Source organism: Streptomyces zaehneri, from assembly GCF_032248645.1.
Lineage (GTDB): Bacteria > Actinomycetota > Actinomycetes > Streptomycetales > Streptomycetaceae > Streptomyces > Streptomyces coriariae.
The window spans coordinates 85,749-99,952 of sequence record NZ_JASTTJ010000009.1; the positions used below are offsets into that span (position 1 = coordinate 85,749).

The 14,204-nt window shown below is 69.6% G+C and carries 16 protein-coding genes; 8 read left to right on the top strand and 8 right to left on the bottom strand.

The genetic code is table 11. From position 1 onward, the window contains the following. Positions 1-15: 15 nt before the first annotated feature. A complete protein-coding gene (locus tag QQM72_RS16995) occupies positions 16-741 on the bottom strand; it encodes a DUF4142 domain-containing protein (RefSeq protein WP_142267955.1) in 726 nt (241 codons plus the stop codon). A gap of 417 nt (positions 742-1,158) precedes the next feature. Between QQM72_RS16995 and QQM72_RS17000 the strand changes: the two genes are divergently transcribed. Beyond that, positions 1,159-1,914 carry an MOSC domain-containing protein gene (locus QQM72_RS17000; protein ID WP_314221723.1) on the top strand — a complete coding sequence of 252 codons (756 nt, stop codon included), beginning with the start codon at positions 1,159-1,161 and terminating at the stop codon, positions 1,912-1,914. 117 nt (positions 1,915-2,031) lie between these two features. Here QQM72_RS17000 and QQM72_RS17005 read toward each other — a convergent pair whose 3' ends face one another. Then, positions 2,032-2,847, bottom strand: coding sequence for an alpha/beta fold hydrolase (locus QQM72_RS17005; protein ID WP_314221724.1), 816 nt, complete (start codon positions 2,845-2,847; stop codon positions 2,032-2,034). A gap of 72 nt (positions 2,848-2,919) precedes the next feature. On the opposite strand from QQM72_RS17005, the gene QQM72_RS17010 reads away from it, so the two are divergent. Next, positions 2,920-3,414 carry a MarR family winged helix-turn-helix transcriptional regulator gene (locus QQM72_RS17010; RefSeq protein ID WP_314221725.1) on the top strand — a complete coding sequence of 165 codons (495 nt, stop codon included), beginning with the start codon at positions 2,920-2,922 and terminating at the stop codon, positions 3,412-3,414. A 33-nt stretch (positions 3,415-3,447) separates the two neighbouring features. Here QQM72_RS17010 and QQM72_RS17015 read toward each other — a convergent pair whose 3' ends face one another. The 3 genes from QQM72_RS17015 to QQM72_RS17025 are packed head-to-tail and all read right to left on the bottom strand — an operon-like array spanning position 3,448 to position 4,739. Beyond that, positions 3,448-3,693 (bottom strand): hypothetical protein, encoded by a 246-nt coding sequence (locus QQM72_RS17015; protein WP_020132852.1) that lies wholly within the window; start codon positions 3,691-3,693, stop codon positions 3,448-3,450. Between the two features lie 9 nt (positions 3,694-3,702). Next, positions 3,703-3,933 carry a DUF397 domain-containing protein gene (locus QQM72_RS17020; protein WP_020132853.1) on the bottom strand — a complete coding sequence of 77 codons (231 nt, stop codon included), beginning with the start codon at positions 3,931-3,933 and terminating at the stop codon, positions 3,703-3,705. 8 nt (positions 3,934-3,941) lie between these two features. Continuing rightward, positions 3,942-4,739: a helix-turn-helix domain-containing protein gene (locus QQM72_RS17025; protein WP_314221726.1), complete on the bottom strand. Its 798-nt coding sequence runs from the start codon at positions 4,737-4,739 to the stop codon at positions 3,942-3,944. A gap of 238 nt (positions 4,740-4,977) precedes the next feature. Between QQM72_RS17025 and QQM72_RS17030 the strand changes: the two genes are divergently transcribed. From QQM72_RS17030 to QQM72_RS17040, 3 genes are all read left to right on the top strand, one after another. After that, on the top strand, positions 4,978-5,379 hold the full coding sequence (locus tag QQM72_RS17030; RefSeq protein ID WP_314221727.1) for an ATP-binding protein: 402 nt from the start codon (positions 4,978-4,980) through the stop codon (positions 5,377-5,379). A 33-nt stretch (positions 5,380-5,412) separates the two neighbouring features. Further along, on the top strand, positions 5,413-6,315 hold the full coding sequence (locus tag QQM72_RS17035) for an RpnC/YadD family protein (RefSeq protein WP_314221728.1): 903 nt from the start codon (positions 5,413-5,415) through the stop codon (positions 6,313-6,315). A 121-nt stretch (positions 6,316-6,436) separates the two neighbouring features. Further along, positions 6,437-7,141: a DUF6445 family protein gene (locus QQM72_RS17040; RefSeq protein ID WP_314221729.1), complete on the top strand. Its 705-nt coding sequence runs from the start codon at positions 6,437-6,439 to the stop codon at positions 7,139-7,141. Positions 7,142-7,184: 43 nt separating this feature from the next. On the opposite strand, the gene QQM72_RS17045 is transcribed toward QQM72_RS17040, so the two are convergent. Then, positions 7,185-7,715 carry an FxLYD domain-containing protein gene (locus QQM72_RS17045; protein ID WP_314221730.1) on the bottom strand — a complete coding sequence of 177 codons (531 nt, stop codon included), beginning with the start codon at positions 7,713-7,715 and terminating at the stop codon, positions 7,185-7,187. A gap of 210 nt (positions 7,716-7,925) precedes the next feature. Between QQM72_RS17045 and QQM72_RS17050 the strand changes: the two genes are divergently transcribed. Beyond that, positions 7,926-8,414 carry a DUF7144 family membrane protein gene (locus tag QQM72_RS17050; RefSeq protein WP_314221731.1) on the top strand — a complete coding sequence of 163 codons (489 nt, stop codon included), beginning with the start codon at positions 7,926-7,928 and terminating at the stop codon, positions 8,412-8,414. 64 nt (positions 8,415-8,478) lie between these two features. Here the strand turns inward: QQM72_RS17050 and QQM72_RS17055 are convergent, their stop codons facing one another. Together QQM72_RS17055 and QQM72_RS17060 are read right to left on the bottom strand one after the other, a co-directional pair. Continuing rightward, positions 8,479-9,378, bottom strand: a complete 900-nt coding sequence (locus QQM72_RS17055) for a M23 family metallopeptidase (protein ID WP_314221732.1) — start codon at positions 9,376-9,378, stop codon at positions 8,479-8,481. A 62-nt stretch (positions 9,379-9,440) separates the two neighbouring features. Beyond that, positions 9,441-10,433, bottom strand: a complete 993-nt coding sequence (locus QQM72_RS17060; protein ID WP_314221733.1) for a glycoside hydrolase family 26 protein — start codon at positions 10,431-10,433, stop codon at positions 9,441-9,443. Positions 10,434-10,760: 327 nt separating this feature from the next. Between QQM72_RS17060 and QQM72_RS17065 the strand changes: the two genes are divergently transcribed. Both QQM72_RS17065 and QQM72_RS17070 read left to right on the top strand, forming a co-directional pair. Further along, the gene (locus tag QQM72_RS17065; RefSeq protein WP_314221734.1) at positions 10,761-12,491 is read left to right on the top strand and encodes a lysyl oxidase family protein; all 1,731 of its coding nucleotides are present in this window, start codon (positions 10,761-10,763) and stop codon (positions 12,489-12,491) included. A 278-nt stretch (positions 12,492-12,769) separates the two neighbouring features. Continuing rightward, a complete protein-coding gene (locus QQM72_RS17070; RefSeq protein WP_449657432.1) occupies positions 12,770-14,179 on the top strand; it encodes an LCP family protein in 1,410 nt (469 codons plus the stop codon). Positions 14,180-14,204: the final 25 nt, after the last annotated feature.

The window sequence follows — 14,204 nt, forward strand, 5'->3', positions numbered from 1 at the left end:
GTGTACGTCCGCCGGTTATCCGGCGTTGCCCGACACGGCTGCGTTCAGGTCCAGTGGGGTGGAGGTGGCGGTCGGCGGCGGAGTGAGCACGACCATGGGCTGGCCGGCGGGCGGGACCGGAGGGGTCATGTCCGACTGGGGCAGCTTCGGCGGCGTGGTCTGGTTGAACAGTGTGGTGTCGAAGTCGACCAGCCCTGTCTTCTCCATCACCGTGATGTGGTCCAGGACCGTGTCGTTGGCCTGGTCGGCGAGGGCTCGGACCAGCGTGTTCTTGGTCGTGGAACGGATCTTGGCGATCGTGTTGAAGATCGAACCGTGTGTCATCCGCAGGATGTTGGCGAAGTCGACGTCGAACTGCTTGCCGGTCTCTGCCTTCAGCTGGGTGACGAAGCCCTCCTGCTGAGGGCTGGCCACGTTGGGCAGCTGGATGTTCAGCATCGGCGCGATCTTGCGGCAGCTCTCGTCCAGTGCGCCGTGACCGTCGATCAGGTGCTCGCTGGCGGTGAGTACCGCTTTGCTCTGCCCCTTCTGGAGCCCGATCTGGCCCAGCGGGTACTCCCAGAGACCGGCGGCCCGCACCTTCACCACGAAGTCCCGGTCGCCCTCGGTCAGGGGGCCCCACTGGGTGTTGGCGATGATCCGGTCCGTCGAGGTCGACACCGTGTCAAGTCCGAGCATCGATGGGTATGCCAGCGCGCTGAGTGTCAGGGTCAGCGCACCGCCTACGAACAGGGTTCCCATCATGTTTCGCGAAATTGGCACCGTGCCTCCTGCCCGGTCGGGGATTCCGCCGATGTGTCGATGTGCTGTGTCCGGTGGGGGCGGACGCACAGGAGTACGGACGCGGGGCCGATCGTACTCACCGTCCTGGGTGAAAAGTTGATGGACGGGTCACCTGGGCAGCGGTAGGTTCCCATGAGGAACTCACTCAAGGCTCGCCGGAGCCCGTCAGAGAGTCCGCAGCTTCACCGAACTCATGGCGCGAAAAGCCGGGTTGACCGCGACGGCGTTGCAGTCGGTGGGCGGAAATGGGTACGACGGATTCGTACTGGCACTCGTGACGGACTGACGGACCGACGGACCGACGGACCGACTCACTGACTGAGTGACGGACTGACGAGGGGGCGTGGGGGCGTGGGGGACGTGGGGGACGTGGGGATGACGGTCGCGCGATTGGTCGGGATCACGTACTACCCGGTCAAGGGATGTGCGGGAACGGAGCTTTCGGAGGCGGTGCTGACGAGCACCGGGCTGCTGCACGACCGCACGTACGCGATCGCCGACGAGAAGGGCGACCTGCGCTGGCAGTGGGGCGACCCCGGGCTGGCCCTGATCACACCGGAGTCGACGGAGGACGGGCTGACGCTGCGCGCACCCGGCCGGGACCCGGTGCGGGCGGACAGCGCGGACGTGCACGACTGGCTCACGGCGGTACTGGGCGCCCCGAGCACCCTGGTCCGGTCCCCGGCCGGCGACAACGGCCGCCTGCACCTCGTCTCCCGGTCCAGCCTGGACGCCCTGAACCACCGGATCACGGAACGCGGATCCACCCCCCTCCCGATGAACCGCTTCCGGCCCAACCTGGTGGTGGACGGCTGGGACACCCCGCACACGGAGGACGGCGCCGCCCGCCTCACCATCGCCGACACCGAGCTGGCCTTCGCCGAGGACACGATCCGCTGCGCCATCACGATGGTCGACCAGCGCACCGGCCGCCGCTCGGGCCCGGAACCCCTGCGCACCCTCGCGGACTACCGCCGGGCGGACGGCGGCGGAGTCGCCTTCGGCGCCTACTTCGAGGTACGGCGCGCGGGGAAGGTGTCGCTGGGCGACGAGGTGGTGGTGAGTCCGGATGAGAGCCCGGGTGCGGGTGCGGGTTCGAAGTCGGGCTGGGCGGAGGAGCCGAAGGCGTAGGCCGGCCGACCCGGCGGCCGGTCCTGCGGCCTGTCCCTCGGCCTGTCCCTCGGTCGACCGCGCGGCCGGTCCCGAAGCCGGTCCCCAAGCCGGTCCTGGGGTCGGTCCCTCGGCCCGTCAGAGGCTGCGCAGGAAGTCCGCGACGACGGCGGTGAACTCCTCGGGCTTCTCCATGTTGGAGTAGTGCGCGGTGCCCTCGATCAGCACGGACCGGCCGTCCCGGACGCCGTCGGCCAGGCGCTGTGCCGCGGTGATCGCGTCGGAGGTGTCCAGGGCGCCGTTCACCGTGAGCACCGGGACGTCGATCTTCGGCACCCGCGACCAGGTGTCGGTGACCCGGACGAGGTGGTCCTGCTCTCCGGGGGTGTGCTTGGAGAGGGTGTTCAGGGCCATCTCGCTCAGTCGGCGCGGGATGTCCGGGTCGACCTCGTCGAGGGTGCGGTGCGGGCCGGGCACGTAGCTCAGGAACGCCTTCAGCCAGCCCTCGATGTCACCGGCGGCCAGGGCGCGGGCGATCTCGGCCTGGATCGCCCGGTGCCAGGGGTCGGAGTCCTGGAACTCGCCGGTCGAGGCGCCGCCCACGACGGCCGCGCGCACCAGCTCCGGATGTTCGAGCAGGGTGTCACTGACGATCACGCCGCCCATCGAGACGCCGACCAGCACCGCGGGGCCCGCGTCGAGGTGGCGCAGCAGCGCGGCGAGGTCGTCGGTCCAGCGGAAGGACCGGGTCGCGTTGGCGGAGGCGCCGTGGCCGCGTACGTCCGGCGCGATCACCCGGTGGGTGCGGGCCAGCGCCGGGATCACCGCGTCGAAGACACGGTGATCGACGAATCCCGAGTGGACGAGGACCACGAGTTCTCCGGCGCCGGCCTCGCGGTAGGCGAGGTCCCCGTCGGCGGAGGCGAAGTACTTCATGTCCGAAGCAGCAGTCATGACAACCAAGGTGTCATCCTGCGCGATTTTTGGCAACCAAGGTGTCATGTTCTCCGGGTGCATCATGTGGGGGTGAACGACACCGACCCGTCTCTCCCCGCCGACGCCCCGCTCCCGCCCGACGAACTCGGCCACCGGCTCACCGAGGTCTTCGACCTGGTCGGCCCGCTCTACCGTCGCGCCCTGCGCAAGGTCGAACAGGGCGAGGCCGTCGAGGGCGCTTCCGTCGGGGTGCGATCCGTGCTCGATCTGCTGTGCCGCAAAGGGGACCTGACGGTCCCGCAGCTGAGCCGGATCCAGGCGCTGAGCCGGCAGTTCGTGCAGCGCATGGTCAACGACGCGGCGGCTCAGGGGTGGGTGGAGACCCTGCCCAACCCCGCGCACCAGCGCTCGTCCCTGATCCGGATCACCGAGGAGGGCCGGGCCCTGATCGCCACCGTCCTGGACCGCGAACACACGCTGAACCGCGAGGTCGGGGGCGAACTGACCGATGCCGAGGTGCGGGGCTGCGTACGGGTGCTGACGGAGATGCTGAGGACGTTCGACCACGTCGACGTCGACGACTGAGAGCCCTGCGGGGGCGCGCCCTGCCTGGATGCTCTAGATGCCCTCGATGCGCTTCATGCCCTCCATGGCCTTCAGTTGGCGGCGGGTCTGGAGGGCGCGCCGGATCGTGTGGATGCGGACGGCCGTGAACACGGCGACGGCGAGGCCGAGAGCGGCCCCGATCCACTCCTGGTCCCGGATGGCGGCATAGAAGAGGAGGCCGCTGAAGGGCACACCGACGACGACAAGCAGAGGCTCGCGCACCCAGAACGGGAGGACGCGGATTACGAGACCGATCATCGGGTCACTTCAGCAGGCGCGGCCCTGGTGGGCTGTGATGGAGGCCACAATTCCGGGAGTTCCTGTGCGTATGGCGTGCAGAAACCGAGCGAGCGGGGCCGGTGCGGTGGTGAGGACGGTGCCGGGGGTGTCGGACTCACGGAGGTGGAGCGCGGCGGGGGTGGAGGCGAGCTCTACGCAGTCGTTGCCGTCGCCCTCGCCGGAGTAGGACGACTTCTGCCAGTTGCCGGGGGTGTTCATGGGGCGCTTCAAAGCTCCTTCGCCAGCTTGTGGATGAAGTCGCGTGACCGTTCGGGTTCCAGCGAGACAGCTTCAACCTTATGGAAGCGCGTTCGATAGGCGCTGAGCTGAGCATCGGAATCGATGAAAATGGATCCATGGGGCAGGTCGCGAACCACCGTGTCGAGTTTGGGCAGCGGGCCGCCCACGTACGTCATGGTGCTCGAAGCTCTGGAAAAGCCGTCCAGGTCGAAGGGGATGACGCGCAGGGTGATGTGGTCCTTTTGGGAAAGGTCGACGAGACGTGCGAGTTGAGCACGTGAGTTGTCGCGGTCGCCGACCCTGATGCGCAGTGCCGCTTCGTGGATCACCACCTCGTAGGGGATGGTCATCCTTTGTCGGTTCAAGCGGTGCCGGACACGCAACTCAAGCTCATCGGAGGTGAGTTCAGGCACCCGTGATGAGAACACGGCTCGGGCGTAACCCTCTGTCTGTAGTAGGCCGGGCACGAAAAGGATGGCCACCTCGCGCCGGAACGACGCGTGGTGGTCCAGCTCGGACAGGTCCAGGAACGGGGTGGGCAGCAGGCCCCGGTACTCCTCCCACCAGCCGCGCGTCCGGTCCGTGGCCATGACCACCAGCGCGTCGATGAACTCGTCGTCCGTGCATGAGTAATGGGACGCGAGGCGGCGAAGTCGCTTCTCGCTCACGCCCGCGAGGCCGGACTCGATGTGAGTGATCTGGGCGGGACTCACGCCGAGCAGCGCCGCCGCTTGGCGGGCGTTGAGGTCCGCCGCCTCTCGGAGCCTGCGCAGTTCGGTCGCCACGCGCGTCTGACGTGCCGTTGGTTCGCGCCTCAAGGCTCGGCCACTCCTAGGTTCAACGCGCCTGCATGCGCGACTCGTTCGGCGTCAGATTACGCGATCGGCTTGCAGCGTCTCTATATTTAGATCTACCGTCAGTGACGTACTGAACACGCTGCGGAAGCGCACCGCTTCGTCCTGCCATGACGGCTGCGGCAATGCCACCGCGCGTAAATCCCCTCACGTCACTCGGAGTTGACGCATGTCCGATCCCTGGGAGTACTCCCTCTACATCCCCTGCGACCCCCGCGCCGTGACCGTCTGCCGCCGCACCCTGCGCCTGATCCTCACGCTGCACGGCCTGATCCACCTGGTCGACACCGCGGAGCTGCTCGCCTCGGAGCTGGTCTCCAACGCCGTACTGCACACCAAGGGCCCCGCCTGCCTGCGTCTCCGCTTCCGGGACGGCGTCCTCCAGATCGGTGCCTGGGACGCGGACCCCGAGCCGCCCGAGCCGCCGGGACGACTGGAGGAGCTGACCGACGCCGAGAGCGGGCGCGGCATGGCCCTCGTCCGGGCCTGCTCGGACCTCTGGCACTGGCAGCCGCTGTCGCGCATGGGGCATCGCGGCAAGCTCGTGTGGTGCGAACTTAACGCGGCGTAGCTCGTTGATCACGTCGGACAGAAAGGAGAGCCGATGGTCGGCTCGTCGCACGAGGCACTGCACCGGATCTTCCAGAAGGATCCGGCACTCCTGACCCGTGCTCTGCAAGAGGTATTGCACGTGCCCTTCCCGGAGCCACGTGAGTTCGCAGCGATGAACATCGACCTCACCGAGATCGAGCCCATCGAGCGGCGTGTGGACACGCTGCTGCGGGCCGAGACCGACGAGGGAAGCTACCTGCTGGTCGTCGAGTCGCAGGGCCAGCCGGACGAGAGGAAGCGTGGCAGTTGGCCGTACTACCTCGCCTTTCTCCGCGAGAAGTTCCGCTGTGAGCCGGTGTTGATCGTCGTCACGCAGAACAGTGCGACCGCCCGGTGGGCGGCGGAGCCCATCTATCTCGGGGTGCCCGGACGGCCGTCCATGGCGGTGTGGCCGTTCGTGCTGGGCCCCGACAACGTGCCAGTGATCGCAGACGTGCGCGAGGCCGCGCGGAACGTCACTCTTGCGGTGTTTTCCGCGATGACACACGGTCGCGGCCCGATGGCCGCGGGCATACTGGAATCGCTGGCAGCAGCCCTGCGGACCATCGACGAGGACAGCGCCGCGGTGCTCGTGCAGTTCGTCGACTCATGCCTGACCGACCCCAAGGCACAGCAGATGTGGAGGGACCTGATGACGACGATGCAGTACTTCTGGCGGCACCCGCTCGCCGAGCAGGTACGCGAGCAGGGCCTTGAGCAGGGCCTTGAACAGGGCCGGGTTCGGGACCGGGCCGAGATGACGCTGAACATCCTGCGCTGGCGCGGCATCGAGGTTCCGGACCACATCCGCGAACGCGTGCAGTCCTGTACCGACTTCGACCAGCTGACCGTCTGGTCCGAGCGCGCCGTCCATGCCGACACGGCCGGTGACCTGTTCGCCGATCGGCACGGCTGACAGGCGGACCCCGGTAGTTGGCGAACCGTTGACCGGCTCGACGAAACGTTGACCACTTCGCGGAGGAGTGCGGACGAACGGAAGGGCGAGTCATGAGGATCACCCGACCTAGATTCGCCGCATGTCCATGCCACAGCGGCCCCACCAGCCCGTCAGGGCTGCCGCCACGCTCCCCGTGCTTCCGTACCGCAAGCCCACCAAGGGCCGCGACTACTGGGTCGTCGACGACGTCTTCCCCGAAACCGGCATCACCGCGATCCGTGACCGGTGTCTCGCCAAGGACGACTGGGTCAAGGGGTATCCGTACACCTCCGAGAGCTGGCCCGGACTGCGCACCATGCCGGGGCTGGAAGCCGGCGAACTCGGGCGTGTGGAGCGGCTGGTGAGGAACGCGACGGGGGCCGGGAAGCTGTGGGTGCAGCGGGCGCCCGGCGGCGGGACCCTCAACCACAACTGCATCCAGGTGGTGGGGGAGGGCGAGAGCGCTCCCCGGCCGCACTCCGACTCGCGGGCACTGTGCCGGTACGCGGCCGTGCTGTACCTCAACCCGGCCGTCCCCAAGGACTGCGGCACCAGTTTCTACCGGCAGTCCCTGCCCGGCGGGCGGCTCGGCGGCAACGTCGTCCAGGCTCCGCACAACAACCTCGTCGAGGCGCTCGGCACCCGGTTCGTCGCGCCGGACGCCTTCGAGGAGGACGTACGGGTCCCCCACAAGCACAACAGGCTGCTCCTCTACAACGCCAACCTCGTGCACAGCGCGACCGGTTACTCCGGTACGACGCTGGAGGAGAAGCGGATGACGGCCGTCTTCTTCTGGATGGCGTGAGCCTCCGGATGGCGTGAGCCCCGCGGGGTTCCGCCCACCGCGGTCAGTACCGCACCGCCCTCGCCACCGCTGCCTTCACCTGGCCCGACAGTGTGCGGTTGCTGCGGGCCGTCTCCTTGCCGGTCCTGCCCGCGGCCACGTCGGAGACGGTGGCGACGACGGTGTCGAGCCGGTTGCCCGCGGAGTCGGTGAAGTCGACCTGGACGGCGAAGGACTTCGACGCGTCGGTGGTGTTGGTGACGGTGAACTCGACCGTGGCCCGGCCGTCCTGGTCCGTGTCCGGGGCGCCGAGTCTCACGTCGGACTTCACGTCGACGCCGTCCTTGATCTCGTCCAGCTTGCGGCTCGCCGACGCCGAGGCCGACGCGAACGCCGACGAGGCCTCGGAGGCGAAACCGGAGGCGAGCGAGGACGCGGCCGCGGTGGCCTCCCGGCCCAGCGACTCGGCCGCCGAGGCGGCCTTGCTGGCCGCGGACGACACCGACGAGGGGGTGTCGTCGTCCGAGCAGCCGGTGAGCACGGTGGCGCAGCAGATCACCGTCGCCGTCAGCAGCACGCCCTTGGTGCGTGGCATCTTGTCTCCTCCTGAGGGGGTCCCGCGGGCCTTCCTCCAGTGAAGGGGCGGTCCCGCCCGTCCGCATGCCGGGTCACCCGTACGGCGCACCCCCGTGGTGACGGCCCCCGTCCGGACGGATGGTCGGTGCAGTGCAGTGCAGTGCAGTGCAGTGCCGTGCAGTGGCGTGCAGTGCCGTGCAGAACACCGACACAGAGACGGGGTGGCGCCATGAGCGATCAGCCGCACTCCCAGCCGTCGCAGGGCCCCCGGGTGTGGGACCCGTCCCACCAGGGCACCGGTTCGCCGGGCCTGGGCTCGCCCCCGCCGGCGGGGGGTGGACTGGTCGCCGGCGGGGTCGTCTTCGGCGGAGTGCTCATGTTCGTCAGCGGTTTCCTCGCCGTGTTCCAGGGCATCGCCGCGATCGCCGAGGACGACGTGTACGCCCGGGTCGCCGAGTACGCCTACGAGATGAACCTCACCGCCTGGGGCTGGATCCTGGTGATCGTGGGCGTCGTGGCCGTGCTGACCGGCTACGGGCTGCTCAGCGGGGGCGAGTGGGCCGGGTGGGCCCGGATCAGCGGCATCGCGCTGGCCTCTCTGAGCCTGATCCTCCAGTTCCTGTTCCTGCCGTACGCGCCGTTCTGGGCGGTCATCCAGATCGCCATCGACGTGTTCGTGATCTGGGCGCTGGCCGCCTACCGCCCCCGGCAGACGTAGGACATCCCCGGCCAGGCTTCCCCGGTCGCGCCTCCCGGCCACGCTTCCCGGCCGTCGGCCGCGGTCAGGGCAGCACGGGCGCTCCGGTCACCTGTACGTCCTTCCGGCGCAGCCAGGGCAGGGGCGGCACCGCGGAGCCGACGTACGGGGTGATCCGCACCTCGAAGTGCAGATGCGGTCCGGTGACGTTGCCGGTCGCGCCGGAGAGGCCGATGCGCTGACCGGCCGTCACGCGCCCGCCCTTGCGCACGTCGATGCGCGAGAGGTGGGCGTACTGCGTGAAGTAGCCGTCGCGGTGACGGATCACGACCTGGTTGCCGAAGCCGTCGCCGCAGGTCGTGGCGCGGACGGTGCCGGAGCCGACGGCGTACACGGGGCTGCCGGAGTCCACGGCGAAGTCCTGGCCGGTGTGCCGGTGGGCCCAGCGGGAACCCTTGGCGGCGTAGCCCGCGGAGAGCCAGTAGCGGCGGGTCGGGGCCGTCCAGGGGTGCGCGCGCCGCTCGGGCGGCCGGCTCCGGTCACCGAACGGACAGCGGCTGTCCTGGCCGTCCGGGTCGACGGCCACCGGATCGCCGGAGTTCCTCCCGGTGGCCCACAGCAGGTCCCACAGCCCGGCGCGGACGGCCTTGCGGCGGCGTTCGGCGTCCTTGACCTCCGTGGGCGAGGCGTCGGACTCGCGCAACCGGTCGACCCGCTCGCGTGCCCGCTCGTGCGCGCGGACGGCACGGGCGGCCTCCTTGCGGAACCCGTCGCCGTGAAAGCCGTCGCCGCGGAACCCGTCGCTTTGGAAGTCGTTGCCGTGGGCCCTGTCGCCGCGAACCTCGTCGCCGCGGGCCCCGTCGGTACCGGCTCCCGCGGGCGCGGAGGCGAGCGCGAGCAGCAGGAGGGCGGACAGGGCTGCCCCGGTCGCGCCACGGAAGCGCGCCCGCGTTCGTGGGAGGCGCGCGTGGTGTTCTCGTCCCATCTTGGGATCATCAGACCGGTGGGGTGGTCGGAAGCGGCACGCGGCCCGCGTGGCGGCCGGGTTCAGCCGAACGGCCCCCCGACCAGCGCCCGGTACACGGCCGACGACCGTGGATTGCCGGAGCACCGCCACACGCCGTGCGGGCAGTAGTCGCTGATGGTCTGGTACAGCGGCCGGTGCTCGGTGAACCAGGTCAGCATGCCCCGCACGTACTCCGGGTTGTCGCCGTTGCGGTACAGCCCCCACTCCGGATACGAGACCGGCTTGCCGTGCGCCCGCGCGAACCGCACGTGCGCGGCGAGGCCGTACGGCTCGGCGACCTGTTCCTCGAAGGACATGCCGTGCGGCTGGTCGTAGGCGTCCATCCCGATGACGTCGACGTACCGGTCGCCGGGATAGCACTCGTTCCAGGGGACGGCGTCCAGCCCGCGACTGGGCGTGAACTCGAACCGGAACCGCTGCCCTCCGTCCACGGACCGCACGGCGTCGACGATCCGCGCCCAGTACCGCTTCCAGGCCCGCGGGTCGGGCCCGCACCGGTGCGTGTAGGTGATCCCGTTCATCTCCCACCCCACCACCAGCACGGCATCGGGCACCCCGAGCGCGACCAGCCGCCTGGCCAGCACCCGGAAGTGCTCGTCGTAGGCCCCGCGCGCCCCCGCCCGCAGCTCGTCCCGCACGACCTGGTCGGGCACATGTTCCTCGGTGCGCTCGAGCATCGGCACGTTGAGCACGAACATCCGGTCGGCGCGCTCCTGCCGCCACCGCGCCCAGTACTCCAGATACCCGGGCGCCCCCTCGATGTTGCTCCACCGGTCGCCCGGCAGATACGCGTGCCCGACCCGGGGCGTGGCCGCCCCGAGCCACCCGTCGAGCCCCGCGATCCGCCGCACACCGGCGTCGTCGTACCCGACGTACGCCCCGAAGGCCCCGGGCGGCGCACCGACCCCCCGGCCGACGGGTACGCAGGCGGGCCCGGCGAGCAGGGCACAGGCGACGAGGAGCGCGGTCAGCGGCGCCCGAGGGGAGCGAAGGGAGCGAAGGAAGCGAAACACCGGCTCATGATGGAGCCGCGGCCGCCTCCCCCACCCCGAACCCGCCACGGAACCACCCGGACCGGGGACGGGACCGGGACTTCGACAAGTGGATGCTCCGAGACTTCTGGCACCACCTGAAGCCCCGCTACAACCTCTGACGCTCTTCGACCTCTGACACTCTTCGGTCGGTTTCTCGCCCAACAGGCAACCCTGGCACGCCATTTACCTCTCTCACAGGTTGCTCAAAGCTCTGGCCGGAGTCCGTGGGGGTGTGTCGGACCCGGCCGGAGATCCGAGCTGTCCAGTCCGATGCCACTGACCATGGCACTCGCAGACGAGGAACCGATGACCAGATCGCAAGACCGCAAGGGCCTGAGGCGCGCGGCGTTCGCCGCCGGGGCCGCGCTCACCGTCGTGGCCGCCGTCGCCGGGTCCGCTCCCGGCGCCGGGGCCGCGCCCGCGAGCCCGGCCGGGACGCCGAAGCTCAAGCTCGTCGCCGCGTCGAAGGCCGTGACCGCCGACCGGTACGAGGGGAACTCCGGGGTCTACCTCGACCTCGGTACGTACGTCACCGTCGACAACGCTCCGCTGGAGCTGAAGGTGACCCGTAAGTCGTACAAGGACCCGATCGTCGCCCAGCAGATCCTGCGCAACGGGTCGAAGGTGACGACGAAGACGCTGCCCGCCGGGCTCGTCAAGGACTTCAGCGGCCTCCCGGACTTCCTGGAGGTCTCCATCAGGAACGCGGCCGGGGTGGAGGTGCAGAAGAGCAAGAGCAACTTCTGCCTGAACAACGCCTCCGGCCGGCTGCGTCCGGACGCCCCGGCCACCTCGCACTATCCGGAGAGCTGCTCCACCAACCCCTTCACGCTCGGCTCCGTCTGGGGCGTGGAGAAGGGCTGGGCGGCCAACACCTCCGCCTTCGACTACGACAGGCCGCTCGACCTGGCCGCGGGTGAGTACACCGTCAAGGTCGGGGTGGCCAAGAAGTACCGCGACCTGTTCGGCATCCCCGACGACCGGCCGACCATCGCGCTGACCGTCCGGGAGATCAGCGACGGCGGGGAAGGCGGAGCAGGAGGGGGCGGCGGGGCCGGCCTCACCGCCCACAGCGCCGCCACCGGTGGCGGCCATGGCTCGTCGCACGACATGGCGGGCATGGAAGGCATGGAAGGCATGGCCGGCATGGGGGGCGGTCATCACTACGGGCCCCGTGGCGCCGACGCCCCCACGCCCTCCGCGCTCTCGCACGCCCTGGAGGCCCGCGGTCTCGCCCATCACCTTGGTGACGGCTCCGGTCACACCGACGGCTCCCGGGTCGCGCCCGCGCTGAAGTCCGCCACCAAGCGGCCCACCGGGCGCGCGGGCGTACCGGCCAACGTGCCCAAGCCGGACCTGCGTTCGCTCCCCGCCTGGGACATCGCGGTCACCGACGGCGAGGACGGCGACGTGGCCGGCAAGGACTACCTCGCCTTCAGCGCCAACGTCTGGAACGCCGGCCCCGCGCCGCTCGTCGTGGACGGCTTCCGCAAGCCGGGCGCGGACCTGATGGACTCGTACCAGTACTTCTACGACGCCAAGGGCAAGCAGGTCGGCTACGCACCCGCCGGAACCATGGAATGGGACCCGCGCATCGGCCACGAGCACTGGCACTTCACCGACTTCGCCAGCTACCGGCTGCTCGCCGCCGACCAGAAGGAGATCGTCAAGAGCGGCAAGGAGGCGTTCTGCCTCGCCAACACCGACGCCATCGACTACACGGTGAAGAACGCCAACTGGCACCCGTACAACACCGATCTGTCGACCGCCTGCGGTCAGCAGAACTCCATCTCGGTGCGGGAGGTCCTCGACGTCGGTTCCGGTGACACGTACACCCAGTACCGTCCCGGCCAGTCCTTCGACATCACCGGCCTGCCGAACGGCACCTACTACATCCAGGTGGTCGCCAACCCGGCGAACCGCCTCCAGGAGACCGACACCAAGAACAACGTCTCCCTGCGCAAGGTCGTCCTGGGCGGCACCGACGGCGCCCGCACGGTCTCGGTCCCGCCGGTCGACCTGATCAACGCGCCGTAGTCGTACCTCTTCTGACCGACCGGACCGCCGCACGTCCTTCCGTCCGTCCGTCGGTCTCCGACGCCCCCGCGGTGATGCACCGCGGGGGCAACCCTTGGGTGGCTCTGTGAGTCTCCTGAGTCATCTGTGCTTTTCAGACGTATTCCTGCACGCGTGTAGGGTTCCGACGTTCGGCGGTGACCAGCGCCGACGATCCGAGCACGGTGTACGGGGTGAAGACAGCCGAGGCGGAGGAGCGAGCGCCGGTGAGCGGGACGAGGAGGCGTGGGCGTACTCCGGTGGAGGCGGCCGGCCGCGGCAGCAGGGGCAGGACCGGCGGGCCCGGTGGCAGGCCGGGTGGACCCGGCAGGACGCGGCTCACGAGGCGGGGGCGGATCCTCGCGTGGGGCGCGGGCGTCACGTCCGTCGTCGTCCTCGCGGTGGGCGGGGTCGGGGCCTGGGTCTACAACGACCTGAACAACAACATCAACTCCGCCGACGTGGACGACAAGCTGGGCGAGAACCGGCCCGAGAACCTCAGCCCCGGCTCGAAGAACATCATGATCGTCGGATCCGACAGCCGCGACGGCGCCAACGCCAAGTACGGCAAGGACCTGACCACCATGCAGTCCGACACGCTGATGGTGCTGCACATCCCGGCCGATCGTAAGTGGGCCGCGGTCGTGTCCTTCCCCCGCGACTCGTGGGTGCAGATACCCAGTTGCGAGAAGGGCGACGGCAGTTCGTCCTCCCCGCACCACTTCAAGATCAACGAGGCGTTCGCGCTCGGCGGCAGCAACGGCAAGGTCGGCGAGGCCGCCGCGTGCAGCATCAAGACCGTCGAGGCCAACACCGGTCTGCGCATAGACCACTTCATGTCGGTCGACTTCTCCGGCTTCAAGGGCATGGTCGACGCGCTGGAGGGCATCGAGGTCTGCCCGAAGCAGGCCATCCACGACGAGAAGTCCCATCTGGACATGGAGGCCGGCTGCCAGACCGTCAAGGGCGAGAAGGCGCTCGGCTACGTCCGGGTCCGCTACAGCGTGGGCGACGGGTCCGACATCGGGCGCATCGGACGCCAGCAGGAGTTCATGGACGCGCTGGCCAAGAAGGCCAAGTCCAAGCTCACGAGCCCCGACGCCATGTACGGCTTCCTCCAGTCGGTCACCAAGTCGCTCACCACCGACCCCGACATGGCGGGCATCAAGCCGCTGTACGGGCTCGCCGACGAGCTCAAGGGGATACCGAGCGACCGGCTGAGCTTCCTCACCGTGCCCAACTACGGGCGGGAGGCCGACCAGCCCACCGACAAGGCCAACGTGGTCTGGCAGTACCCGCAGGCCGCCGACCTGTTCACGTCCCTGGCCAAGGACAAGGAGGTCACCAAGCCGCAGTTGGAGGCGGCGAAGAAGAACGTGGTGTACGCCTCCAGTGTGCGGGTCCAGGTGCTCAACGGCACGGGGGTCTCCGGCCGCGCCGCCGCCGTCGCGCAGAAGCTGAAGGACGCCGGATACACCGTCACCGGCACGGGCAACGCTTCCAAGACGGTGGCCAGGACGACCGTCACCTATCCGACCGGCCTCGACAGCCAGGCCGCCGTCCTCGCCTCCCGGCTGCCCGGCCGGACGGCCACCGCCGACGCCTCGGCCGCCCCGGGCGTCGTCACCCTGGTCGTCGGACCCGAGTTGAAGGTCGGCGACGTCGCCTGAGGGGGCGTCCGGCCTGACGATGTAC

Coding starts and splice junctions, on each gene's coding strand:
- QQM72_RS16995 (WP_142267955.1), bottom strand. CDS start 741: ATGGGAACCCTGTTCGTAGGCGGTGCGCTGACCCTGACACTCAGCGCG.
- QQM72_RS17000 (WP_314221723.1), top strand. CDS start 1,159: ATGACGGTCGCGCGATTGGTCGGGATCACGTACTACCCGGTCAAGGGA.
- QQM72_RS17005 (WP_314221724.1), bottom strand. CDS start 2,847: ATGACTGCTGCTTCGGACATGAAGTACTTCGCCTCCGCCGACGGGGAC.
- QQM72_RS17015 (WP_020132852.1), bottom strand. CDS start 3,693: ATGATCGGTCTCGTAATCCGCGTCCTCCCGTTCTGGGTGCGCGAGCCT.
- QQM72_RS17020 (WP_020132853.1), bottom strand. CDS start 3,933: ATGAACACCCCCGGCAACTGGCAGAAGTCGTCCTACTCCGGCGAGGGC.
- QQM72_RS17030 (WP_314221727.1), top strand. CDS start 4,978: ATGTCCGATCCCTGGGAGTACTCCCTCTACATCCCCTGCGACCCCCGC.
- QQM72_RS17035 (WP_314221728.1), top strand. CDS start 5,413: ATGGTCGGCTCGTCGCACGAGGCACTGCACCGGATCTTCCAGAAGGAT.
- QQM72_RS17040 (WP_314221729.1), top strand. CDS start 6,437: ATGTCCATGCCACAGCGGCCCCACCAGCCCGTCAGGGCTGCCGCCACG.
- QQM72_RS17045 (WP_314221730.1), bottom strand. CDS start 7,715: ATGCCACGCACCAAGGGCGTGCTGCTGACGGCGACGGTGATCTGCTGC.
- QQM72_RS17050 (WP_314221731.1), top strand. CDS start 7,926: ATGAGCGATCAGCCGCACTCCCAGCCGTCGCAGGGCCCCCGGGTGTGG.
- QQM72_RS17055 (WP_314221732.1), bottom strand. CDS start 9,378: ATGGGACGAGAACACCACGCGCGCCTCCCACGAACGCGGGCGCGCTTC.
- QQM72_RS17065 (WP_314221734.1), top strand. CDS start 10,761: ATGACCAGATCGCAAGACCGCAAGGGCCTGAGGCGCGCGGCGTTCGCC.